The following is a 19,723-nucleotide window of genomic DNA, read 5'->3' as shown; positions in this document are numbered from 1 at the left end:
CATAGGGCTGCTTATAAGCGAATTGGCATAACAACGTACATCGCGCTGTCATCTTGTGCGTTCTCGATAAGAGCACTCGCATTGGCGTCTGACATTGAGATGCGAACCTGTTCACAACGCAGTGTGTTCAGAACATCCAATACGTAGCTTACGTTGAAGCCAATCTCTAGCGCGTCACCGTCGAAGTTAACATCGAGTACTTCTTCTGCTTCTTCTTGCTCTGGGTTGTTCGCGGTAATGCGCATCTCGCTATCCGCAAGGTTAACGCGAACACCACGGAATTTTTCATTCGATAGAATCGCAGCACGAGAAAATGCTGAACGTAATTCATCACAGCCAGCTTCAAGTGTCTTGGTGGTATTTTGCGGCATTACGCGGCGATAATCAGGGAAACGACCATCAACCAGCTTAGAAGTGAAGACATAGTTGTTCACTTCAGCTCGCACGTTAGAGTTACCAATTTGCAGTGTTACTGGCTGTTCAGGTGCATCCAATAGCTTCACTAACTCTTGAACACCTTTACGAGGAACAATGATCTGCTTCTGAGCAAAATCCGCACCCAGTTGTGCTTGAGATACTGCCATACGGTGACCATCGGTCGCTACGCTGCGCAGGATAGAGCCTTCAATCTCAAACAACATACCGTTGAGGTAGTAACGAACATCTTGGTTCGCCATTGAGAATTGTGTTTTCTCGATAAGACCGCGAAGTTCAGCTTGTGTCACTGACACTTCAACTTCACTGCTCCAGTCTTCAATATTTGGAAAATCTGCCGCAGGTAATGTTGCTAAAGAGAAGCGGCTACGACCAGAGCGAACCTGAATACGGTCACCATCCAATACCACCGTGATCACTGAGTTATCTGGCAATCCACGGCAGATATCTAGGAATTTACGTGAAGGTACGGTAATGCTACCCGCTTCGAAATCACCTTCAAGCGTTACACGGCTGATCAGTTCAACTTCTAGATCCGTCGCTGTCATCGACAACACGTTATCTTCTACTTTAATCAGTAGGTTTCCTAGAATTGGAAGCGTTGGCCTGCCACCGAGTGCGCCAGATACTTGTTGTAATGGCTTAATCAGGTGACTACGTTCAATGGTAAATTTCATATCTTGCTCTTACGGTCTAAATGGCACTGCGTAATAGTACGTGGCCAAGATTCTGCTTATTAAGGTTAAGAATACTGTGTATTAAGAAGAAAGGGTACGAATCAAGTTCGAATAATCTTCTTTAATGTCGTGGCTCTCTTCACGCAGCTGAGCAATCTTACGACAAGCATGCAGTACCGTCGTGTGGTCACGACCACCGAATGCATCGCCAATCTCAGGCAAGCTGTGGTTTGTTAGCTCTTTCGCCAGTGCCATCGCCAATTGACGTGGACGAGCAACAGAACGAGAACGACGCTTAGACAATAGATCAGCGACTTTGATTTTGTAGTACTCGGCTACTGTCTTTTGAATGTTATCAATAGTGACCAGTTTTTCTTGCAGTGCAAGTAGGTCACGCAGTGCTTCACGCACGAAGTCGATCGTGATCGGGCGGCCAGTGAAGTTTGCATTCGCAATAACACGGTTCAATGCGCCTTCCAGTTCACGAACGTTAGAGCGTAGACGCTTGGCAATAAAGAACGCCACTTCATCCGCAAGGTGAATTTGGTGGTCTTCGGCTTTCTTCATCAAGATCGCAACACGTGTCTCAAGCTCTGGTGGCTCAATCGCTACCGTCAAACCCCAGCCGAAACGAGATTTAAGACGATCTTCTACCCCGTTGATCTCTTTTGGATAACGGTCAGACGTTAGGATGATCTGTTGATTGCCTTCAAGCAGCGCGTTAAAGGTATGGAAGAACTCTTCTTGAGAACGCTCTTTATTAGCAAAGAATTGGATGTCATCGATAAGCAATGCATCAACACTACGGTAGTAGCGCTTAAATTCTTCGATCGCGTTGTTTTGCAGAGCCTTTACCATATCCTGAACAAAACGCTCTGAGTGCATGTAAACCACTTTCGCATTCGGCTTATTATCAACAATGGCGTTACCCACCGCATGCAACAAGTGCGTTTTACCTAAACCAGTGCCGCCGTATAGGAACAACGGGTTGTAGGCTGTACCTGGGTTATCAGAAACCTGACGTGCCGCAGCCAAACCGAGTTGGTTCGACTTACCTTCAACAAAGTTATTGAACTTATGTTTTGGGTTCACGTTTGAGCGGTGATTCAAGTCAACCGCGACAGGCTCTTCATCACGCCAGATATTATGGACAGGTTTGCGAGCTTGTAATTGCGCAGGTGCTGATGACTCAGCGGCCACATCAGCTGCAGTGCGAGTCTGAGTTGGTGTCGGTGTCGCAGGCTTTGGTGCAATCACACGCTTGCTTCCCACTTCAAAATGAAGATGTGGGATATCGTTACCGCAATATTCTTGCAGCAGACGGTTAATGCTATTTAGATACTTATCACGAACCCAATCGAGTACGAAACGGTTCGGTGCAAATAGAGTTAGAGTATTGTCATTGAGTTCCGCTTGTAACGGACGAACCCACATACTGAATTCTGTAGCTGGTAACTCTTCTTGAAGCTGTTGCAAACACTGCAACCAAAGCGAAGATGACACGGTGCCCTCACTCTATTTAAAGTAATATGAAATGACCGCTAATTTTACCTGTTGATAAGTCAGATCACCAGCAATTGATCACAGATCCAGTGAATAAGATCCAAGTTATTCACAATAAATTTGTAATTTATCGGTGGATCCACACATCTTGCCCCTAATTTACTCACACAATGATCCACTTATGCCCGGATCCTTGCTAGTTATCCCCAAATCGGGAATTCAATCTGGTTATGGTTAATAACATCTGGTTATTTATTCTAGTGAGCATTTTCCCAGTAACATCCAAACCCATAAATATAAGGAGTTACCAAATGAATAACTGGATTAAGGCTGCAATTGCGGCTATCGCACTCTCTGCTGCTACTGTTCAAGCTGCGACTGAAGTTAAAGTCGGCATGTCTGGTCGCTATTTCCCGTTTACGTTCGTTAAACAAGACCAGCTACAGGGTTTTGAAGTGGATTTATGGGATGAGATCGGTAAGCGTAACGATTACAAGGTTGAATACGTAACGGCAAACTTCTCTGGTCTGTTTGGTCTTCTTGAAACGGGTCGCATCGATACCATTTCAAACCAAATTACAATGACGGATGCACGTAAAGCGAAATACCTATTCGCAGACCCATACGTAGTAGACGGCGCACAAATTACCGTTCGTAAAGGTAATGACAGCATTAAAGGCATCGAAGACCTTGATGGCAAGACGGTTGCGGTAAACCTAGGCTCAAACTTTGAACAACTGCTTCGCAGCTACGACAAAGATGGCAAGATCAATGTAAAAACCTACGATACAGGTATTGAACATGACGTGGCACTGGGTCGTGCCGATGCATTCGTAATGGATCGCCTATCAGCACTAGAGCTTATCAAGAAGACTGGTCTACCATTACAACTAGCAGGTCAGCCATTCGAAACAATTGAAAACGCTTGGCCTTTCGTCGACAACGATAACGGCAAAAAACTGCAAGCAGAAGTAAATGAAGCATTAGCAGCAATGCGCGCAGATGGTACGCTAGAAAGTATCTCTCAGAAATGGTTTGGTGCGGACATTACTCAGAAGTAATTACTCACTTTCTCCATTCAAGGCCCACTGCTTTATACAGCGGTGGGCTTTTTGCTTTTGTGCACTGATTAAAAAACCTGATACAACAGTACTTACATATAGAACAACACTGCCAATAAAAATACGAGATAGATTATGGGATTTGACTTTAATTACATGCTAGAGCTGTTGCCAATACTACTGAAGTATTTAGGCACCACGATGGAGATGGCGACCTGGGGCTTGTTCTTTGCTCTGATCCTGTCTCTGATACTGGCGAATATTCGTGTATTCAAAATCCCAGTGCTCGACCAACTGAGCCAACTGTACATTAGCTTCTTCCGAGGCACACCACTGTTGGTGCAGCTGTTCCTCCTTTATTACGGCTTACCACAAGTCTTCCCGTGGATGGTTGGGTTGGATGCCTTCAGCGCCGCTGTGATTGGCTTAACCCTGCACTTTGCCGCGTATATGGCAGAAAGTATTCGTGCCGCGATTATCGGTATTGATCGCAGCCAGATGGAAGCCAGCCTTTCGGTCGGTATGACAACCAGCCAAGCGATGCGCCGAGTGATCTTACCGCAAGCAACTCGCGTGGCACTGCCGTCGTTGATGAACTACTTCATCGATATGATCAAGTCGACTTCACTTGCCTTCACCCTAGGTGTCGCCGAAATCATGGCTAAAGCTCAGATGGAGGCTTCTTCAAGTTTCCGCTTCTTCGAGGCTTTCTTAGCAGTCGCACTGATTTACTGGGGCGTGGTGGTTATCCTCACTCGTATTCAAATTTGGGCCGAAGTGAAACTGAATAAGGCGTATGTACGATGATCAAATTACAAAATATCCACAAGCAGTTTGGTGACACCGAAGTTTTGAAAGGGATCGACCTAGAAATCAAACAAGGTGAGATAATTGTCATCATAGGTTCAAGTGGTACGGGTAAATCTACCCTACTGCGTTGTGTGAATTTTCTAGAGCAAGCCGATCAAGGCACGATTTCGATTGATGATATCAAGGTTGATACTCAGAAACACACTAAGGCAGAGGTGCTTGCACTGCGTCGTAAGACCGGTTTTGTGTTCCAAAACTATGCACTGTTCGCTCACCAAACCGCGAGACAGAATATTGCTGAAGGTTTAATTACCGTTCGTGGTTGGAAAAAACAGCAAGCCCATGAAAAAGCACAACAAATACTTGATGATATTGGCTTAGGTGACAAAGGTGATAGCTACCCAGCCGCGCTCTCTGGTGGCCAGCAACAACGGGTGGGTATTGGCCGTGCAATGGCACTACAACCCGAGCTTTTACTGTTTGATGAGCCGACTTCAGCGCTCGATCCTGAGTGGGTTGGCGAAGTGCTTAACCTAATGAAAAAACTGGCAAATCAGCATCAAACCATGCTGGTGGTTACCCATGAAATGCAGTTCGCGAGAGAGGTCGCAGACCGAGTGATCTTCATGGCTGACGGTCATATTATCGAGCAGGGATCTCCACAGGATATTTTTGGTAATCCACAGGATCCTAAATTAAAAAAATTCTTAAATAAGGTTGGGATCGACTAAGGATCCTTGTGATTTTAGTTATTCTACGTATAATCCCCCGACCGGAATTTTAGTTAACCCAATCATTGACACTTTTTGTGACAGTGATTACAATTCCGCCTCTTTGTTGAGAGGCGTCGGTTTTCCTTTCTTATATAAAGAAGAGAAAAAATGCCCACGCCGGGTTTAACAAAAACCTAAAACTACTGATCAGTAAGGTAATTACAATGAAACGCACTTTTCAACCTACAGTTCTAAAGCGTAAGCGTACTCACGGTTTCCGTGCTCGCATGGCTACTAAGAACGGTCGCGCAACAATCAATGCACGTCGTGCAAAAGGCCGTAAGCGTCTTTCTAAGTAATCTTTGATTATTTTGAATAAGCTAGCCTTCGGTCGGGAGTTACGCTTGTTAACTCCCGAACATTATCAAAATGTCTTCAAGCAAGCTCATCGAGCTGGCTCCCCTCATTTCACCATCATTGCCCGAAATAACTCTCTTTCAAATCCTCGTCTTGGATTAGCCGTTCCGAAAAAGCAGATTAAAACCGCCGTGGGTCGTAACCGATTCAAGCGTCTTACTCGTGAAAGCTTTCGTAACACTCAACACAAACTTCCTAACAAAGATTTTGTTGTAATCGCTAAGAAGAGCGCGCAAGATTTAAGCAATGAAGAAATGTTCAAGCTACTCGACAAATTATGGCTTCGCCTGTCTCGCCCTTCGCGTGGATAGCGCTAATACCCATCTATTTTTATAGATGGTTTATTAGTCCACTCATCGGCCCACGCTGCCGATTTACTCCAACCTGCTCTTTATATGCGATAGAAGCGTTGAAAGCTCACGGTTTTGTAAAAGGGTGTTGGTTATCAGGCAAACGTCTATTAAAATGCCATCCTTTGAACGAAGGGGGCTTTGACCCCGTTCCACCAGTCCAAAAACAAGACAGAGATAAATAACGATGGATTCTCAACGTAATATCCTGTTAATCGCATTGGCTTTGGTTTCTTTCCTACTGTTCCAACAATGGAACGTAGCTCAGAATCCAGCACCACAAGCGGTTGAGCAGGCACAATCTGGCAGCACCCTACCAGCGCCATCTTATGCAGATGATCTAGACCCGGCTCCTGGTCAAGTTGCTTCTTCTGCTAAAACTATCACAGTAACAACTGATGTACTGACTCTGTCAATTGATACGGTTGGTGGTGATGTCGTTAAAGCAAACCTAAACGATTACTCTGCTGAGTTCGATTCTGAAGATACGTTTGTTCTTCTTAAAAACGAACCAGGTCACCAATTTATCGCACAAAGCGGTCTAGTGGGTCCTCAAGGTATCGATTTAAGCAGCACAAACCGCCCAAGCTACACAGTTTCAGCAGACAGCTTCACGCTTGCTGATGGTCAGGATGAACTACGCATCCCGATGACTTACCAAGCGAACGGCCTTGATTACACGAAAACATTCATCCTTAAGCGTGGCAGCTACGCAATGGATGTTGAATACGATGTAGTCAACAACTCTGGTAACAACGCGACATTCGGCATGTACGCTCACCTGCGTCAGAACGTAATGGATGACGGCGGTAGCCTAACAATGCCAACTTACCGTGGTGGTGCTTACTCTACGGAAGATACGCGTTACAAAAAATACAGCTTCGACGACATGCAAGATCGCAACCTGTCTCTTAACCTAGCAAACGGTCAAGGTTGGGCAGCGATGATTCAGCACTACTTTGCAAGTGCATGGATCCCACGCGACGAAGCAGGCAGCAACCTTTACACTCGTGTAATTGGTAACCTTGGCGACATCGGTGTTCGCATGCCGAACAAAACCATCGCTACTGGCGACGAAGTAAACTTCAAAGCAACGCTTTGGGTTGGTCCTAAACTTCAAGACCAAATGGCTGCTGTTGCACCTAACCTAGACCTAGTAGTTGACTACGGTTGGTTATGGTTCATTGCTAAACCACTTCATACTCTGCTTTCGTTCATTCAAGGCATCGTTGTGAACTGGGGTCTGGCAATCATCTGTCTAACTTTCATCGTTCGTGGTGCTATGTACCCACTAACGAAAGCTCAGTACACGTCTATGGCGAAAATGCGTATGCTTCAGCCTAAGCTGACTGCAATGCGTGAGCGTATCGGCGACGACCGTCAACGCATGAGCCAAGAAATGATGGAGCTTTACAAGAAAGAGAAAGTAAACCCACTAGGTGGCTGTTTACCTATCCTTCTGCAAATGCCTATCTTCATTTCGCTATACTGGGCACTAATGGAGTCTGTTGAACTGCGTCACTCACCGTTCTTCGGTTGGATTACTGACCTTTCAGCACAAGACCCATACTACATCTTGCCACTTCTGATGGGTGCTTCAATGTTCCTAATCCAGAAGATGAGCCCGACAACTGTAACGGATCCAATGCAGCAGAAGATCATGACCTTTATGCCGGTTATGTTCACATTCTTCTTCCTGTTCTTCCCTTCAGGTCTGGTTCTATACTGGCTAGTATCGAACATCGTAACTCTGATTCAGCAAACGCTTATCTACCGCGCGCTGGAAAAGAAAGGCTTACATTCTAAGTAAGTTCGATAATAGAAAGAGACAAAGAAAGGCGACCAAAAGGTCGCCTTTTTGTTTTTAGCTGATTACAATTCAGCTAATTGATTAATCGTGAGCGCCCCTTTTTGGCTTTCACATGCTAGCAGGCACAACTATGACTACAGATACGATTGTTGCTCAAGCGACTGCACCCGGCCGTGGCGGCGTCGGTATTATTCGCGTTTCAGGCCCACAAGCAGCCCAAGTTGCGCTTGAAGTTACCGGCAAAGTACTGAAACCACGTTACGCTGAGTACACCCCTTTTAAATCTCACGATGGTTTAGAGCTAGACCAAGGCATCGCGCTTTACTTTCCTAACCCGCACTCGTTTACCGGTGAAGACGTATTAGAGCTACAAGGCCACGGTGGCCCTGTGGTAATGGATATGCTCATCAAGCGCATCCTCGCGATTCCAGGGCTACGCGCAGCACGCCCTGGTGAGTTCTCGGAGCGTGCCTTCTTGAACGACAAGATGGATTTAACCCAAGCAGAAGCGATTGCTGACCTCATTGATGCCAGTTCAGAAGAAGCGGCGAAATCAGCTCTGCAATCGTTGCAAGGTGAGTTCTCGAAACGCATTAATACGCTGGTGGACTCTCTGATTCACTTACGCATCTATGTTGAAGCCGCTATCGACTTCCCAGAAGAAGAGATTGATTTCCTTGCTGACGGTAAAGTAAGTGCTGACTTACAAGCTATCATCGACAACCTCGAAGCGGTTCGCCAAGAAGCCAATCAAGGTGCCATCATGCGTGAAGGTATGAAGGTGGTGATTGCAGGTCGTCCTAATGCCGGTAAGTCGAGCTTACTGAATGCATTATCGGGTAAAGACTCCGCGATTGTGACTGATATTGCAGGTACAACCCGTGATGTACTTCGTGAACATATCCATATTGATGGTATGCCACTGCACATTATTGATACCGCAGGCCTGCGTGAAGCCTCGGATGAAGTCGAAAAAATCGGTATTGAACGCGCTTGGGAAGAAATTGCTCAAGCCGATCGCGTTTTATTTATGGTCGATGGCACCACTACCGATGCAACCGACCCGAAAGATATCTGGCCAGATTTCGTTGATCGTCTGCCGAATAACATCGGAATGACCGTGATTCGTAACAAAGCCGATCAAACCGGTGAAGATCTCGGGATTTGCCATGTTAATGATCCAACTCTGATTCGACTATCAGCAAAGACGGGACAAGGCGTTGATGCACTACGTAATCACTTAAAAGATTGCATGGGCTTTGCTGGTGGCAATGAAGGTGGCTTCATGGCACGTCGTCGCCACTTAGATGCCCTAGAACGCGCATCTGAGCATCTAGATATTGGCCAGCAACAGCTCGAAGGCTATATGGCAGGGGAAATCTTGGCAGAAGAACTGCGTATAACGCAGCAACACCTTAACGAGATTACTGGTGAATTCAGTTCCGATGACCTACTCGGCCGTATCTTCACCTCTTTCTGTATTGGTAAATAACCTTTAAAGGCCGGCTCATGCTGGCCTTTTTCTTTAGTAAGGACAGCTTAATGATCCACATTATTACAGGCAGCACCTTAGGTGGTGCAGAGTACGTTGGCGATCACCTTAATGATCTTCTTGAAGAGCAAGGCCACGAGATCACCCTTCATAATCAGCCTGAATTCGATGATATTCCCCAACAAGGTTTTTGGTTGCTGGTGACTTCAACTCATGGTGCGGGTGAATTTCCAGATAATATTAAGCCGTTTATCGACGCATTGACCCAGCAATCTCCAGATTTAAGCCCGGTTCGCTTTGCTGTCGTGGCGCTTGGTGATTCGAGTTACGATACCTTCTGTTTGGCGGGAAAATCAGTCCACAGCCAGATGAAAGAGCTCGGTGCTCAGCCTATTTCTGACTGTTTTACCATCGATGTATTGGAAACTCCGGTACCAGAAGACGCAGCAGAAGCTTGGTTCAACGATCATAGCGACCAGTTTTAACCTCTCTCCTCTCTCAAAAAGCGGCTTATGCCGCTTTTTTTGTCTCTGAACATCGTGATTGTGAATAACTTTTTTCAAAAACATCGAAAATTAGTGATCTATTTTCAATTTCTGCTGTGGATAAGATCATACATATACGGTGATTAACCTATAGTTATCCAAATAACAAGTTTTAGGCTAATTTCCTCCTGTGAATAAGTAGCCATTTTGATCCCAGCTAATCCTCATCCTGATCAAAGTTAGATCACATCATTTGATCCAAAAAAGATCCATGATCTCGTTGATTATTTCCGACTTATCCACAGATACCCTCGATCCTAATAATAGATCTAATAAAAGATCTCCTTAAAGATCTTATCTATATTAATTAAAAACAGCTTTTTCGAAAAATCCCAAAAACGTTTTCTCAGGCTATGAAAACAGGTAGAATATCGCTCCTTTTTATCAATCTAGAAAACGTTTGAATACCTGAGGTCGGTTCATGCTTTATCACGAAAAATTTGACGTCATCGTTGTTGGTGGTGGCCATGCAGGAACGGAAGCCGCACTCGCATCTGCACGTACTGGTCAAAGTACGTTATTACTTACTCATAATATCGATACACTAGGACAAATGTCTTGTAACCCAGCCATTGGCGGGATCGGTAAGGGCCACTTGGTAAAAGAGGTCGATGCAATGGGTGGATTAATGGCGCAAGCTATTGATCATGCAGGTATTCAGTTCAGAACATTGAACGCATCAAAAGGCCCTGCGGTTCGTGCTACTCGTGCACAAGCTGACCGCGCACTGTACAAAGCCTTTGTTCGTAACGTTCTTGAAAACACGCCAAACCTGACTTTGTTCCAACAGTCGGTTGATGACTTGATCGTTGAACAGGATCAAGTGGTAGGTGTGGTAACGCAGATGGGCCTTAAGTTCCGCGCAAGCGCTGTGGTTCTGACTGTGGGCACATTCCTAGGCGGCAAGATCCATATTGGTATGGAAAGTTCTTCAGGTGGCCGTGCTGGTGATCCACCATCGATCGCACTGGCTGACCGTCTTCGTGATCTTCCATTCCGAGTTGATCGCCTGAAAACAGGTACTCCTCCTCGTATCGATGCGCGTAGCGTTGATTTTTCTGAGCTTGAGGTTCAGCACGGTGATAACCCGACGCCTGTTTTCTCGTTCATGGGCAGCCGAGCTCAACAACCTCGTCAAATTCCATGTTACATCACGCATACCAATGAAAATACGCATGACGTAATTCGTGCCAACCTTGATCGCAGCCCTATGTACGCGGGTGTGATTGAAGGCATTGGCCCTCGTTACTGCCCTTCGATTGAAGACAAAGTAATGCGTTTTGCTGACAAGAACAGTCACCAAATTTTTATTGAGCCAGAAGGTCTAACGACTCACGAGCTATACCCGAATGGTATCTCTACCAGTCTGCCGTTTGATGTACAGGTTCAAATTGTTCGTTCGATGAAGGGCTTTGAAAATGCTCATATCGTTCGCCCTGGCTATGCGATTGAGTACGATTTCTTTGATCCTCGCGACCTTAAGCTGACTTACGAAACTAAGTTTATCAAAGGTCTATTCTTTGCGGGTCAAATCAACGGTACCACTGGCTATGAAGAAGCGGCTGCACAAGGCTTGATGGCCGGTCTGAATGCAAGTTTGTTTACTCAAGGCAAAGAAGGCTGGAGTCCACGTCGTGACCAAGCTTACATGGGCGTGCTTATCGACGACCTATCTACCATGGGTACCAAAGAACCTTACCGCATGTTTACGTCTCGCGCGGAATACCGTCTGCTGCTTCGTGAAGACAACGCCGATATCCGCTTGACTGAAAAGTCGCGTGAACTTGGCCTTGTTGATGACGCTCGTTGGGCTCGTTTCAACGAGAAGATGGAAAACATGGAGAAGGAGCGTCAACGTCTGAAAGAGACTTGGATTAATCCAAAATCTGAAGATATTGATCAACTGAACCAAATTCTGAAAACACCAATGTCTCGTGAAGCGAGCGGTGAAGATCTTCTTCGTCGCCCTGAAATGACTTATTCACAGTTAACCGCATTGGATCGTTTTGGTCCTGCACTGGAAGATCAACAAGCGTCTGAGCAAGTTGAGATCCAAGTGAAGTACGATGGTTACATTCAGCGTCAACAAGACGAAATTGAAAAATCACTGCGTCATGAAAACACCAAACTGCCTGCTGATATCGATTACAGCAAGGTAAAAGGACTTTCTAACGAAGTGGTTCTTAAACTAACGACAGCTAAGCCTGACTCAATTGGTATTGCTTCGCGAATTTCAGGTATCACACCTGCAGCAATCTCAATTCTGTTGGTTTACTTGAAAAAACACGGCCTGTTGAAAAAAGGTGAGGAAGCATAATGAGCGCATTACGCGAAAAACTGGATCACCTTATTGGCCAGACTGAACTTGAAGTATCTGAAAAACAACGTGGCCAGTTGGTTGGCTACGTTGAGTTACTGAACAAGTGGAACAAAGCTTATAACCTAACATCAGTTCGTGACCCACAAGAAATGATGGTGAAACATATCTTAGATAGCATCATTGTTAGCACTCACTTACAAGGTAAGCGCTTTATCGATGTGGGTACGGGACCTGGTCTTCCTGGGATTCCGCTCTCAATCATGAATCCAGACTGCGAGTTTTACTTGCTAGACAGCCTAGGTAAGCGTATTCGTTTTATCAAACAGGTGATTCATGAGCTGGGTATCGACAACGTGGTACCGGTTCAAAGTCGCGTTGAAGAATTTCAACCAGAAGAAAAGTTTGATGCAGTGCTCAGTCGTGCATTTGCGTCAATGACAGACATGGTAGAGTGGTGTCACCATTTACCTAAAGAGCAATCCGGTGTATTTTTGGCTCTTAAGGGACAACATCCTAGAGACGAAATCGACCTGTTACCTGAATGGTGTTCAGTGACAGACATTAAAGCTTTGCAAGTGCCAGAGCTTGATGGAGAGCGTCATCTAGTTACTTTATCGCGTCAGGGATAATCAGCGAGGCCATAGTGGGTAGAATCGTAGCAATTGCCAACCAGAAGGGTGGCGTAGGAAAAACAACAACTTGCATTAATTTAGCAGCATCAATGGCGGCAACAAAACGCAAGATATTGGTTGTTGACCTCGATCCTCAAGGTAATGCCACTATGGCGAGCGGTGTCGACAAGTATCAAGTTGAAGCAACAGCTTACGATTTGTTGGTTGAAGACACCCCATTTGATGAGGTGGTTTGCCGGAGTACATCTGGCAATTATGACCTCATCGCCGCGAACGGTGATGTTACTGCGGCAGAAATCAAGCTGATGGAAGTGTTTGCTCGTGAAGTTCGTTTAAAAAATGCACTCGAACCCATTCGTAATAACTATGATTTCATCTTTATTGATTGTCCGCCCTCATTAAACCTTCTTACAATCAACGCGATGGCTGCGGCCGACTCCGTATTGGTTCCTATGCAATGTGAATACTTTGCTTTGGAAGGTTTGACTGCGTTGATGGATACCATCAGTAAACTCGCTGCGGTAGTAAACGAGAATCTTAAGATCGAAGGTCTTCTACGTACTATGTACGATCCTCGTAACCGCTTATCGAACGAAGTATCTGATCAACTCAAAAAACATTTTGGTAGCAAAGTCTACCGAACTGTTATCCCTAGAAATGTGCGTCTGGCAGAAGCGCCTAGTCATGGCAAGCCAGCAATGTACTACGACAAATATTCCGCAGGAGCGAAGGCATATCTTGCTCTTGCAGGCGAAATGTTGCGTCGTGAAGAAGTCCCAGTATAGGTCTAACCAAAGGAATTCGCTCAATGTCTAAGCGCGGTTTAGGAAAGGGGCTAGATGCATTGCTTGCAACTAGCTCTCTGGCTCGTGAAAAACAACAAGTAGCTTCTCATAGTCAAGCGTTATCGGCTGATGGTGAGCTCATCGAACTTGCTGTCGGTTGCTTAAAGCCAGGTGTATATCAACCGCGTAAGGATATTGCGCCGGAAGCGCTAGAAGAGTTAGCGGCATCTATACAATCTCAAGGCATTATCCAACCGATCGTTGTACGCCCTTTAGCGCACGACCAATTTGAGATTATTGCTGGTGAACGTCGTTGGAGAGCGGCTCGTCAAGCTGGTCTTAAACAAGTTCCATGCTTGATCAAGAGAGTAGAAGACAAGGCCGCGATTGCGATGGCATTGATCGAGAACATTCAACGTGAAGATCTGAATGTTATCGAAGAATCACAAGCGCTAGAGCGCTTGCAGAACGAGTTTTCACTGACACATCAGCAGGTCGCCGATGTGATTGGTAAATCCAGAGCTACCGTTAGTAACTTATTACGTCTAAATCAGCTCGAAAATGAAGTAAAAGGTTTAGTTTCCAGTAAACAACTAGAAATGGGGCATGCTAGAGCACTGCTTGCGCTTGAAGGTGTTACCCAGGTTGAGGCAGCGAATACTGCAGCAACCAAAAAAATGACCGTGCGTCAAACTGAGCAACTTGTCAAAAAGTGCTTAAAACCAGACGTTGAAGCGGAATCGAAGCCCGAAGACACTGAGGCCATCGAACTTTCACGAAGACTCACGGAAAAATTGCAAGCAAACGTTTCAGTTACTCGTTCTGTTAGCGGTAAGTCAAAAGTGACAATTACTCTTGATGAGCCTCACAAATTAGAGCAACTTATTGCTAAACTAGAGTACTAAATGAGATAATTGATTTAGGTCAATTATGTAATAAACAAGTAATTTCTTACAAAAGTTGTCGGTTTGTATACAGAAATGTAAATGATTGCTGCATTCTTATTGCAATCAATTTGGCTGAACGTATAATTTTCGCCAATTTCTCAGCACGCTTTTAAGCGAGTGGTAAAGTGGGCTTAAAGAGGAACGAATACATGGTAGCGGCGTTAGCAAGACCAGGACGAGTGCTTGCAAAGCAAATGTTATTGATCGAGCTTAGCGCGGTTATATTAGTGGCGATAGGGTTAGGTTTAGCTGTTAATCCTGATTGGGGTTTTGCTGCATTGGTTGGTGGCGGTATTTTTGTCATCGCGAATGTGGTTTTTTGTGTGTGTGCTTTCCTATTTTGTGGAGCTCGCGCAACTAAGTTAGTTGCGGCGTCGTTCTATGCAGGTGAAGCACTAAAGATCCTTATCACAGTTCTACTATTCTCTATTGTCTACATGTATATGCAGGTGGAATTAATTCCCCTCAAACTGACCTATTTACTGGTTCTAGGTATTAATATCTTTGCGCCAGTGCTTTTCATTAACAATAAAAAATAGGATGAGTTATGGCTGCGCCAACAGCATCCGGATACATTGAACACCATTTACAAAACCTTTCTTTAGCTAAGTTTGGTCTTGTAGAGGAGACAAGTTTCTGGAACGTACATATAGACAGTCTGTTTTTTTCGGTGTTGACAGGGATGTTATTCCTTTGGGTTTTTCGCTCAGTCGCTAAGAAAGCAACAGTAGGTGTACCTGGTAAGCTTCAGTGTTTTGTTGAAATGGTAGTGGAATTCGTTGGCGACAACGTTAAAGAAACTTTCCATGGTCGCAACCCTCTGATTGCCCCACTAGCACTGACTATATTCTGCTGGATTATCATTATGAACTTGATGGACTTAGTGCCTATCGATTTCTTACCATATCCTGCAGAGCATTGGCTAGGTATCCCTTACTTGAAAGTGGTTCCTACAGCTGATGTAAATATAACCATGGCAATGGCTTTGGGTGTTTTTGCTCTGATGATCTACTACAGCATCAAAGTGAAAGGCCTAGGCGGATTTGCTAAAGAATTGGCACTGCATCCATTTAATCACCCAATCATGATCCCATTTAACTTGGTACTTGAGGTAATTTCGTTATTAGCGAAGCCACTATCTCTAGGTATGCGTTTATTTGGTAATATGTTTGCGGGTGAGGTGGTGTTTATTCTTATCGCGGCAATGCTACCGTGGTACTTACAATGGGTAGGTGCACTACCTTGGGCTATCTTCCATATCTTAGTTATATTGATTCAAGCGTTTGTTTTCATGATGTTGACAATCGTTTACTTATCAATGGCTCATGAAGATAGTGATCACTAAAAAATTTTTAAGCTTTATTCTAACTATTAATGTTAATCGGAGAACGTAAATGGAAACTGTACTAAGTTTTTCAGCAATCGCTGTTGCTATTATTGTTGGTCTTTGTGCCGTAGGTACTGCAATTGGTTTTGCTATTCTTGGTGGTAAATTCCTAGAAGGCGCTGCGCGTCAACCTGAAATGGCTCCAATGCTACAAGTTAAGATGTTCATCATCGCTGGTCTACTGGATGCTGTTCCAATGATCGGTATCGTAATCGCACTACTATTCACGTTTGCTAACCCATTTGTTGGTCAACTAGCAGGCTAATTAACTCTTTAATAGTTAATTAAATTTTTGTAGTTGATTCTTAACGAGGGGTAGCTGTTGTGAATATGAACGCAACTCTGCTAGGTCAAGCAATTGCTTTTTCACTGTTTGTTTGGTTCTGCATGAAATATGTATGGCCACCAATCATGCAAGCAATTGAAGAACGTCAGAAAAAAATTGCTGACGGTCTTGTAGCCGCTGAACGCGCTGCTAAAGACTTGAACCTGGCACAAGCCAACGCTTCTGAGCAAATGAAAGAAGCAAAGCGCACTGCAACTGAGGTTATTGATCAGGCAAACAAACGTAAAGCTCAAATTATTGATGAAGCACGCGAAGAAGCTCAGGCAGAACGCCAGAAAATCTTAGCGCAAGCTGAAGCAGAAATTGAAGCAGAGCGTACACGTGCCCGTGATGACCTGCGCAAACAAGTCGCAACTCTGGCTATAGCTGGTGCTGAGAAAATCCTTGAGCGTACAATCGATAAAGATGTACACGATGATCTTCTTAACAACATTACTGCAAAACTTTAAAGCAAGGGGCTGTATATGTCTGATTTGACTACAATCGCACGCCCCTATGCTAAAGCAGCGTTTGACTTTGCGGTAGATAAAGGTGAGCTAGACCAATGGGGTCAAATGCTTACTTTTGCTGCCGAAGTGGCACAAAATGATGATGTTCACAATTTATTAAGCGGCTCTATGACTGCTGAAAAATTAGCTGAAGTATTCATTGTAATTTGTGGCGAACAATTTGATGAATTCGGCCAGAACTTAATTAAAGTGATGGCAGAGAATGGCCGCTTAATGGCTTTTCCTGATGTTTGTAAAGAGTTCTTTATACTCAAAAAAGAGTATGAGAAAGAGATCGACGTTGAAGTTACTTCAGCTGTTGAACTTTCTGAAGAACAACGCACAAGCATTATCAGCAAATTGGAACTGCGCCTTGCGCGCAAAGTTCAGCTGAATTGCAGTATAGATGAGACTCTACTTAGTGGAGTTATTATTCGAGCCGGAGACCTAGTCATCGATAACTCAGCGCGCAGTCGTTTAGACCGCCTGAGCGATGCATTGCAGTCTTAATGGGGATTGGAGCATGCAACTTAATTCCACTGAAATTAGCGATCTAATTAAACAACGTATTGAATCTTTCGACGTTGTTAGTGAAGCTCGCAATGAAGGTACTATCGTTTCTGTAAGCGATGGCATCCTTAGCATCCACGGCCTAGCGGACGTGATGCAAGGTGAAATGATCGAACTACCGGGTGGCCGTTACGCTCTAGCACTGAACTTGAACCGTGATTCGGTTGGTGCTGTTGTAATGGGCCCGTATGCTGACCTACAGGAAGGCATGAAAGTTACAGGTACTGGTCGTATTCTAGAAGTACCAGTAGGTCCTGAAATGCTTGGTCGTGTTGTAAACACGCTAGGTGAGCCAATTGATGGTAAAGGTCCAATCGAAGCTAAATTGACTTCGCCTGTAGAAATTATCGCACCAGGTGTAATCGACCGTAAATCGGTAGATCAACCTGTTCAAACTGGTTACAAGTCTGTTGACTCAATGATCCCTATCGGTCGTGGTCAACGTGAACTAGTAATCGGTGACCGTCAGACTGGTAAAACAGCAATGGCGATCGATGCGATTATTAACCAAAAAGATTCTGGTATTTTCTCTATCTACGTAGCTATCGGCCAAAAAGCGTCGACTATTGCTAACGTAGTTCGCAAACTAGAAGAGCACGGCGCACTAGCAAACACTGTTGTTGTTGTTGCATCGGCTTCTGAATCTGCAGCGCTGCAATACCTTGCACCGTATGCTGGTTGTGCGATGGGCGAATACTTCCGTGATCGCGGTGAAGATGCACTGATTGTTTATGATGACCTATCTAAGCAAGCTGTAGCTTACCGTCAAATCTCGCTACTACTTAAGCGTCCACCAGGTCGTGAAGCGTTCCCAGGTGATGTTTTCTACCTTCACTCTCGTCTACTAGAGCGTGCTGCTCGTGTAAGCGAACACTACGTAGAAGAATTCACTAAAGGCGAAGTGAAAGGCAAGACGGGTTCTTTAACTGCTCTTCCTATCATCGAAACGCAAGCTGGTGACGTATCTGCATTCGTACCGACGAACGTAATCTCGATTACCGATGGTCAGATCTTCCTACAAACTGAGCTATTCAACGCGGGCGTACGTCCAGCTGTTGACCCTGGTATCTCAGTTTCTCGTGTAGGTGGTTCGGCGCAGACTAAAATCATCAAGAAGCTATCTGGCGGTATCCGTACTGCTCTAGCTCAATACCGTGAACTTGCAGCATTTGCTCAGTTCTCTTCGGATCTTGATGAAGCGACTAAGAAGCAGCTAGACCACGGTCAAAAAGTTACAGAACTGATGAAGCAGAAGCAATACGCTCCTATGTCTGTATTTGACCAAGCTCTAGTAATCTTCGCTGCAGAGCGTGGATACCTTCAAGACGTTGAACTTTCTAAAGTTCTAGACTTTGAAGCTGCTTTACTGTCGTTTGCTCGTGGTCAATATGCCGATCTAGCAACACAGATCGACACAACGGGTGCTTTCAATAAAGAAATCGAAGCTGAGCTGAAGAAGCTTGTTGACGATTTCAAGGCAACCCAGACCTGGTAATTGGTAGGTGGTCTTAGGGCCACCTCATACCATTAACGGAGAGTAACGATGGCCGGCGCAAAAGAGATACGTAATAAAATCGGTAGTGTTAAAAGCACACAGAAGATTACGAAAGCAATGGAAATGGTAGCAGCTTCAAAAATGCGTCGTTCTCAAGACGCAATGGAAGCTACTCGTCCATATGCAGAAACAATGCGTAAAGTGATCGGTCATTTGGCTAATGGTAGCCTCGAGTATAAGCATCCTTATCTTGAGGAACGTGAAGCCAAACGTGTTGGTTACATCATCGTTTCTACAGACCGTGGTCTTTGTGGTGGTTTGAACATTAACTTGTTCAAAAAAGCCATGAACGACATGAAAGATTGGTCTGAGAAAGGTGCTGACGTTGAACTTGCAATTGTAGGTTCAAAAGCGACAGCATTTTTCAACAACAGCGGCGCGAAAGTAGCAGCTCAAGTTTCTGGTCTGGGCGATCGCCCAAGCCTTGAAGACTTGATTGGCTCTGTAAGCGTTATGCTGAAGAAATATGATGAAGGCGAATTGGATCGCCTGTTCGTAGTGTTCAACAAGTTTGAAAACACTATGGTACAAGAACCAACGATCGATCAATTACTTCCTTTGCCTAAATCAGACAGCGAAGACATGAAACGCGATCATGCTTGGGACTACATTTATGAGCCTGAGCCAAAACCACTACTAGATGCACTACTGGTTCGCTACGTCGAATCTCAAGTATATCAAGGTGTGGTCGAGAACCTTGCTTGTGAGCAAGCGGCTCGAATGATTGCTATGAAATCAGCAACAGATAACGCTGGTGACATTATTGATGACTTAGAACTTGTGTACAACAAAGCGCGTCAAGCGGCAATTACACAAGAACTTTCTGAGATCGTTTCAGGCGCAGCTGCGGTTTAAGCTTAGGTAAAACTAAATAGTTAGA

At 44.8% G+C, this 19,723-nt stretch carries 22 protein-coding genes; 20 read left to right on the top strand and 2 right to left on the bottom strand.

The window, feature by feature from the left end; translation table 11 throughout:
• Positions 1-11: 11 nt before the first annotated feature.
• Both dnaN and dnaA read right to left on the bottom strand, forming a co-directional pair.
• Positions 12-1,112: a DNA polymerase III subunit beta gene (gene dnaN, locus AB6D06_RS17130; RefSeq protein ID WP_017058809.1), complete on the bottom strand. Its 1,101-nt coding sequence runs from the start codon at positions 1,110-1,112 to the stop codon at positions 12-14.
• 81 nt (positions 1,113-1,193) lie between these two features.
• A complete protein-coding gene (gene dnaA, locus AB6D06_RS17125; RefSeq protein WP_017058808.1) occupies positions 1,194-2,615 on the bottom strand; it encodes a chromosomal replication initiator protein DnaA in 1,422 nt (473 codons plus the stop codon).
• A gap of 311 nt (positions 2,616-2,926) precedes the next feature.
• Between dnaA and AB6D06_RS17120 the strand changes: the two genes are divergently transcribed.
• From AB6D06_RS17120 to atpG, 20 genes are all read left to right on the top strand, one after another.
• Complete coding sequence (locus tag AB6D06_RS17120; protein WP_009848135.1) at positions 2,927-3,676, top strand: amino acid ABC transporter substrate-binding protein; 750 nt, start codon at positions 2,927-2,929, stop codon at positions 3,674-3,676.
• A 135-nt stretch (positions 3,677-3,811) separates the two neighbouring features.
• Complete coding sequence (locus AB6D06_RS17115; protein ID WP_009848134.1) at positions 3,812-4,483, top strand: amino acid ABC transporter permease; 672 nt, start codon at positions 3,812-3,814, stop codon at positions 4,481-4,483.
• Positions 4,480-5,217 carry an amino acid ABC transporter ATP-binding protein gene (locus tag AB6D06_RS17110; protein WP_017058807.1) on the top strand — a complete coding sequence of 246 codons (738 nt, stop codon included), beginning with the start codon at positions 4,480-4,482 and terminating at the stop codon, positions 5,215-5,217. Before AB6D06_RS17115 ends, AB6D06_RS17110 begins: the two co-directional genes overlap by 4 nt.
• 206 nt (positions 5,218-5,423) lie before the next feature.
• Positions 5,424-5,558, top strand: a complete 135-nt coding sequence (gene rpmH / locus AB6D06_RS17105) for a 50S ribosomal protein L34 (protein ID WP_004735800.1) — start codon at positions 5,424-5,426, stop codon at positions 5,556-5,558.
• A gap of 45 nt (positions 5,559-5,603) precedes the next feature.
• Complete coding sequence (gene rnpA, locus AB6D06_RS17100) at positions 5,604-5,927, top strand: ribonuclease P protein component (RefSeq protein ID WP_017055478.1); 324 nt, start codon at positions 5,604-5,606, stop codon at positions 5,925-5,927.
• Positions 5,894-6,151 carry a membrane protein insertion efficiency factor YidD gene (gene yidD / locus AB6D06_RS17095; RefSeq protein ID WP_004735802.1) on the top strand — a complete coding sequence of 86 codons (258 nt, stop codon included), beginning with the start codon at positions 5,894-5,896 and terminating at the stop codon, positions 6,149-6,151. Before rnpA ends, yidD begins: the two co-directional genes overlap by 34 nt.
• A 2-nt stretch (positions 6,152-6,153) precedes the next feature.
• Positions 6,154-7,776: a membrane protein insertase YidC gene (gene yidC, locus AB6D06_RS17090; protein WP_372111141.1), complete on the top strand. Its 1,623-nt coding sequence runs from the start codon at positions 6,154-6,156 to the stop codon at positions 7,774-7,776.
• A gap of 130 nt (positions 7,777-7,906) precedes the next feature.
• Entirely contained in the window at positions 7,907-9,268 is a 1,362-nt protein-coding gene (mnmE, locus tag AB6D06_RS17085; RefSeq protein ID WP_029235098.1) for a tRNA uridine-5-carboxymethylaminomethyl(34) synthesis GTPase MnmE, read from the top strand.
• A 50-nt stretch (positions 9,269-9,318) separates the two neighbouring features.
• Positions 9,319-9,753 (top strand): FMN-binding protein MioC, encoded by a 435-nt coding sequence (mioC, locus tag AB6D06_RS17080; protein WP_017058804.1) that lies wholly within the window; start codon positions 9,319-9,321, stop codon positions 9,751-9,753.
• Between the two features lie 481 nt (positions 9,754-10,234).
• Positions 10,235-12,130, top strand: a complete 1,896-nt coding sequence (gene mnmG / locus AB6D06_RS17075) for a tRNA uridine-5-carboxymethylaminomethyl(34) synthesis enzyme MnmG (RefSeq protein WP_017058802.1) — start codon at positions 10,235-10,237, stop codon at positions 12,128-12,130.
• A complete protein-coding gene (gene rsmG / locus AB6D06_RS17070) occupies positions 12,130-12,762 on the top strand; it encodes a 16S rRNA (guanine(527)-N(7))-methyltransferase RsmG (RefSeq protein ID WP_017058801.1) in 633 nt (210 codons plus the stop codon). Before mnmG ends, rsmG begins: the two co-directional genes overlap by 1 nt.
• 14 nt (positions 12,763-12,776) lie before the next feature.
• Positions 12,777-13,550, top strand: coding sequence for a ParA family protein (locus tag AB6D06_RS17065; protein ID WP_029235097.1), 774 nt, complete (start codon positions 12,777-12,779; stop codon positions 13,548-13,550).
• Positions 13,551-13,573: 23 nt separating this feature from the next.
• Positions 13,574-14,455: a ParB/RepB/Spo0J family partition protein gene (locus AB6D06_RS17060; RefSeq protein ID WP_017063024.1), complete on the top strand. Its 882-nt coding sequence runs from the start codon at positions 13,574-13,576 to the stop codon at positions 14,453-14,455.
• A 191-nt stretch (positions 14,456-14,646) separates the two neighbouring features.
• Positions 14,647-15,036 carry a F0F1 ATP synthase subunit I gene (locus tag AB6D06_RS17055; RefSeq protein ID WP_010433210.1) on the top strand — a complete coding sequence of 130 codons (390 nt, stop codon included), beginning with the start codon at positions 14,647-14,649 and terminating at the stop codon, positions 15,034-15,036.
• An 8-nt stretch (positions 15,037-15,044) separates the two neighbouring features.
• Positions 15,045-15,842: a F0F1 ATP synthase subunit A gene (atpB, locus tag AB6D06_RS17050; protein ID WP_009848124.1), complete on the top strand. Its 798-nt coding sequence runs from the start codon at positions 15,045-15,047 to the stop codon at positions 15,840-15,842.
• 49 nt (positions 15,843-15,891) lie between these two features.
• Positions 15,892-16,149 (top strand): F0F1 ATP synthase subunit C, encoded by a 258-nt coding sequence (gene atpE, locus AB6D06_RS17045; RefSeq protein ID WP_004411110.1) that lies wholly within the window; start codon positions 15,892-15,894, stop codon positions 16,147-16,149.
• 59 nt (positions 16,150-16,208) lie between these two features.
• Entirely contained in the window at positions 16,209-16,679 is a 471-nt protein-coding gene (gene atpF, locus AB6D06_RS17040; protein ID WP_010433231.1) for a F0F1 ATP synthase subunit B, read from the top strand.
• 15 nt (positions 16,680-16,694) lie between these two features.
• A complete protein-coding gene (atpH, locus tag AB6D06_RS17035; RefSeq protein ID WP_010433233.1) occupies positions 16,695-17,228 on the top strand; it encodes a F0F1 ATP synthase subunit delta in 534 nt (177 codons plus the stop codon).
• Between the two features lie 13 nt (positions 17,229-17,241).
• The gene (gene atpA / locus AB6D06_RS17030; protein WP_017063023.1) at positions 17,242-18,783 is read left to right on the top strand and encodes a F0F1 ATP synthase subunit alpha; all 1,542 of its coding nucleotides are present in this window, start codon (positions 17,242-17,244) and stop codon (positions 18,781-18,783) included.
• A gap of 48 nt (positions 18,784-18,831) precedes the next feature.
• Positions 18,832-19,698: a F0F1 ATP synthase subunit gamma gene (gene atpG / locus AB6D06_RS17025; RefSeq protein WP_017058793.1), complete on the top strand. Its 867-nt coding sequence runs from the start codon at positions 18,832-18,834 to the stop codon at positions 19,696-19,698.
• The last annotated feature ends 25 nt before the right edge of the window (positions 19,699-19,723 follow it).

Source organism: Vibrio sp. 10N.239.311.G01 (assembly GCF_041465805.1).
Taxonomy (GTDB): domain Bacteria; phylum Pseudomonadota; class Gammaproteobacteria; order Enterobacterales; family Vibrionaceae; genus Vibrio; species Vibrio crassostreae_C.
The sequence above is the reverse complement of the archived record's forward strand: the minus strand, read 5'-3'. Positions and strand labels throughout refer to the sequence as shown.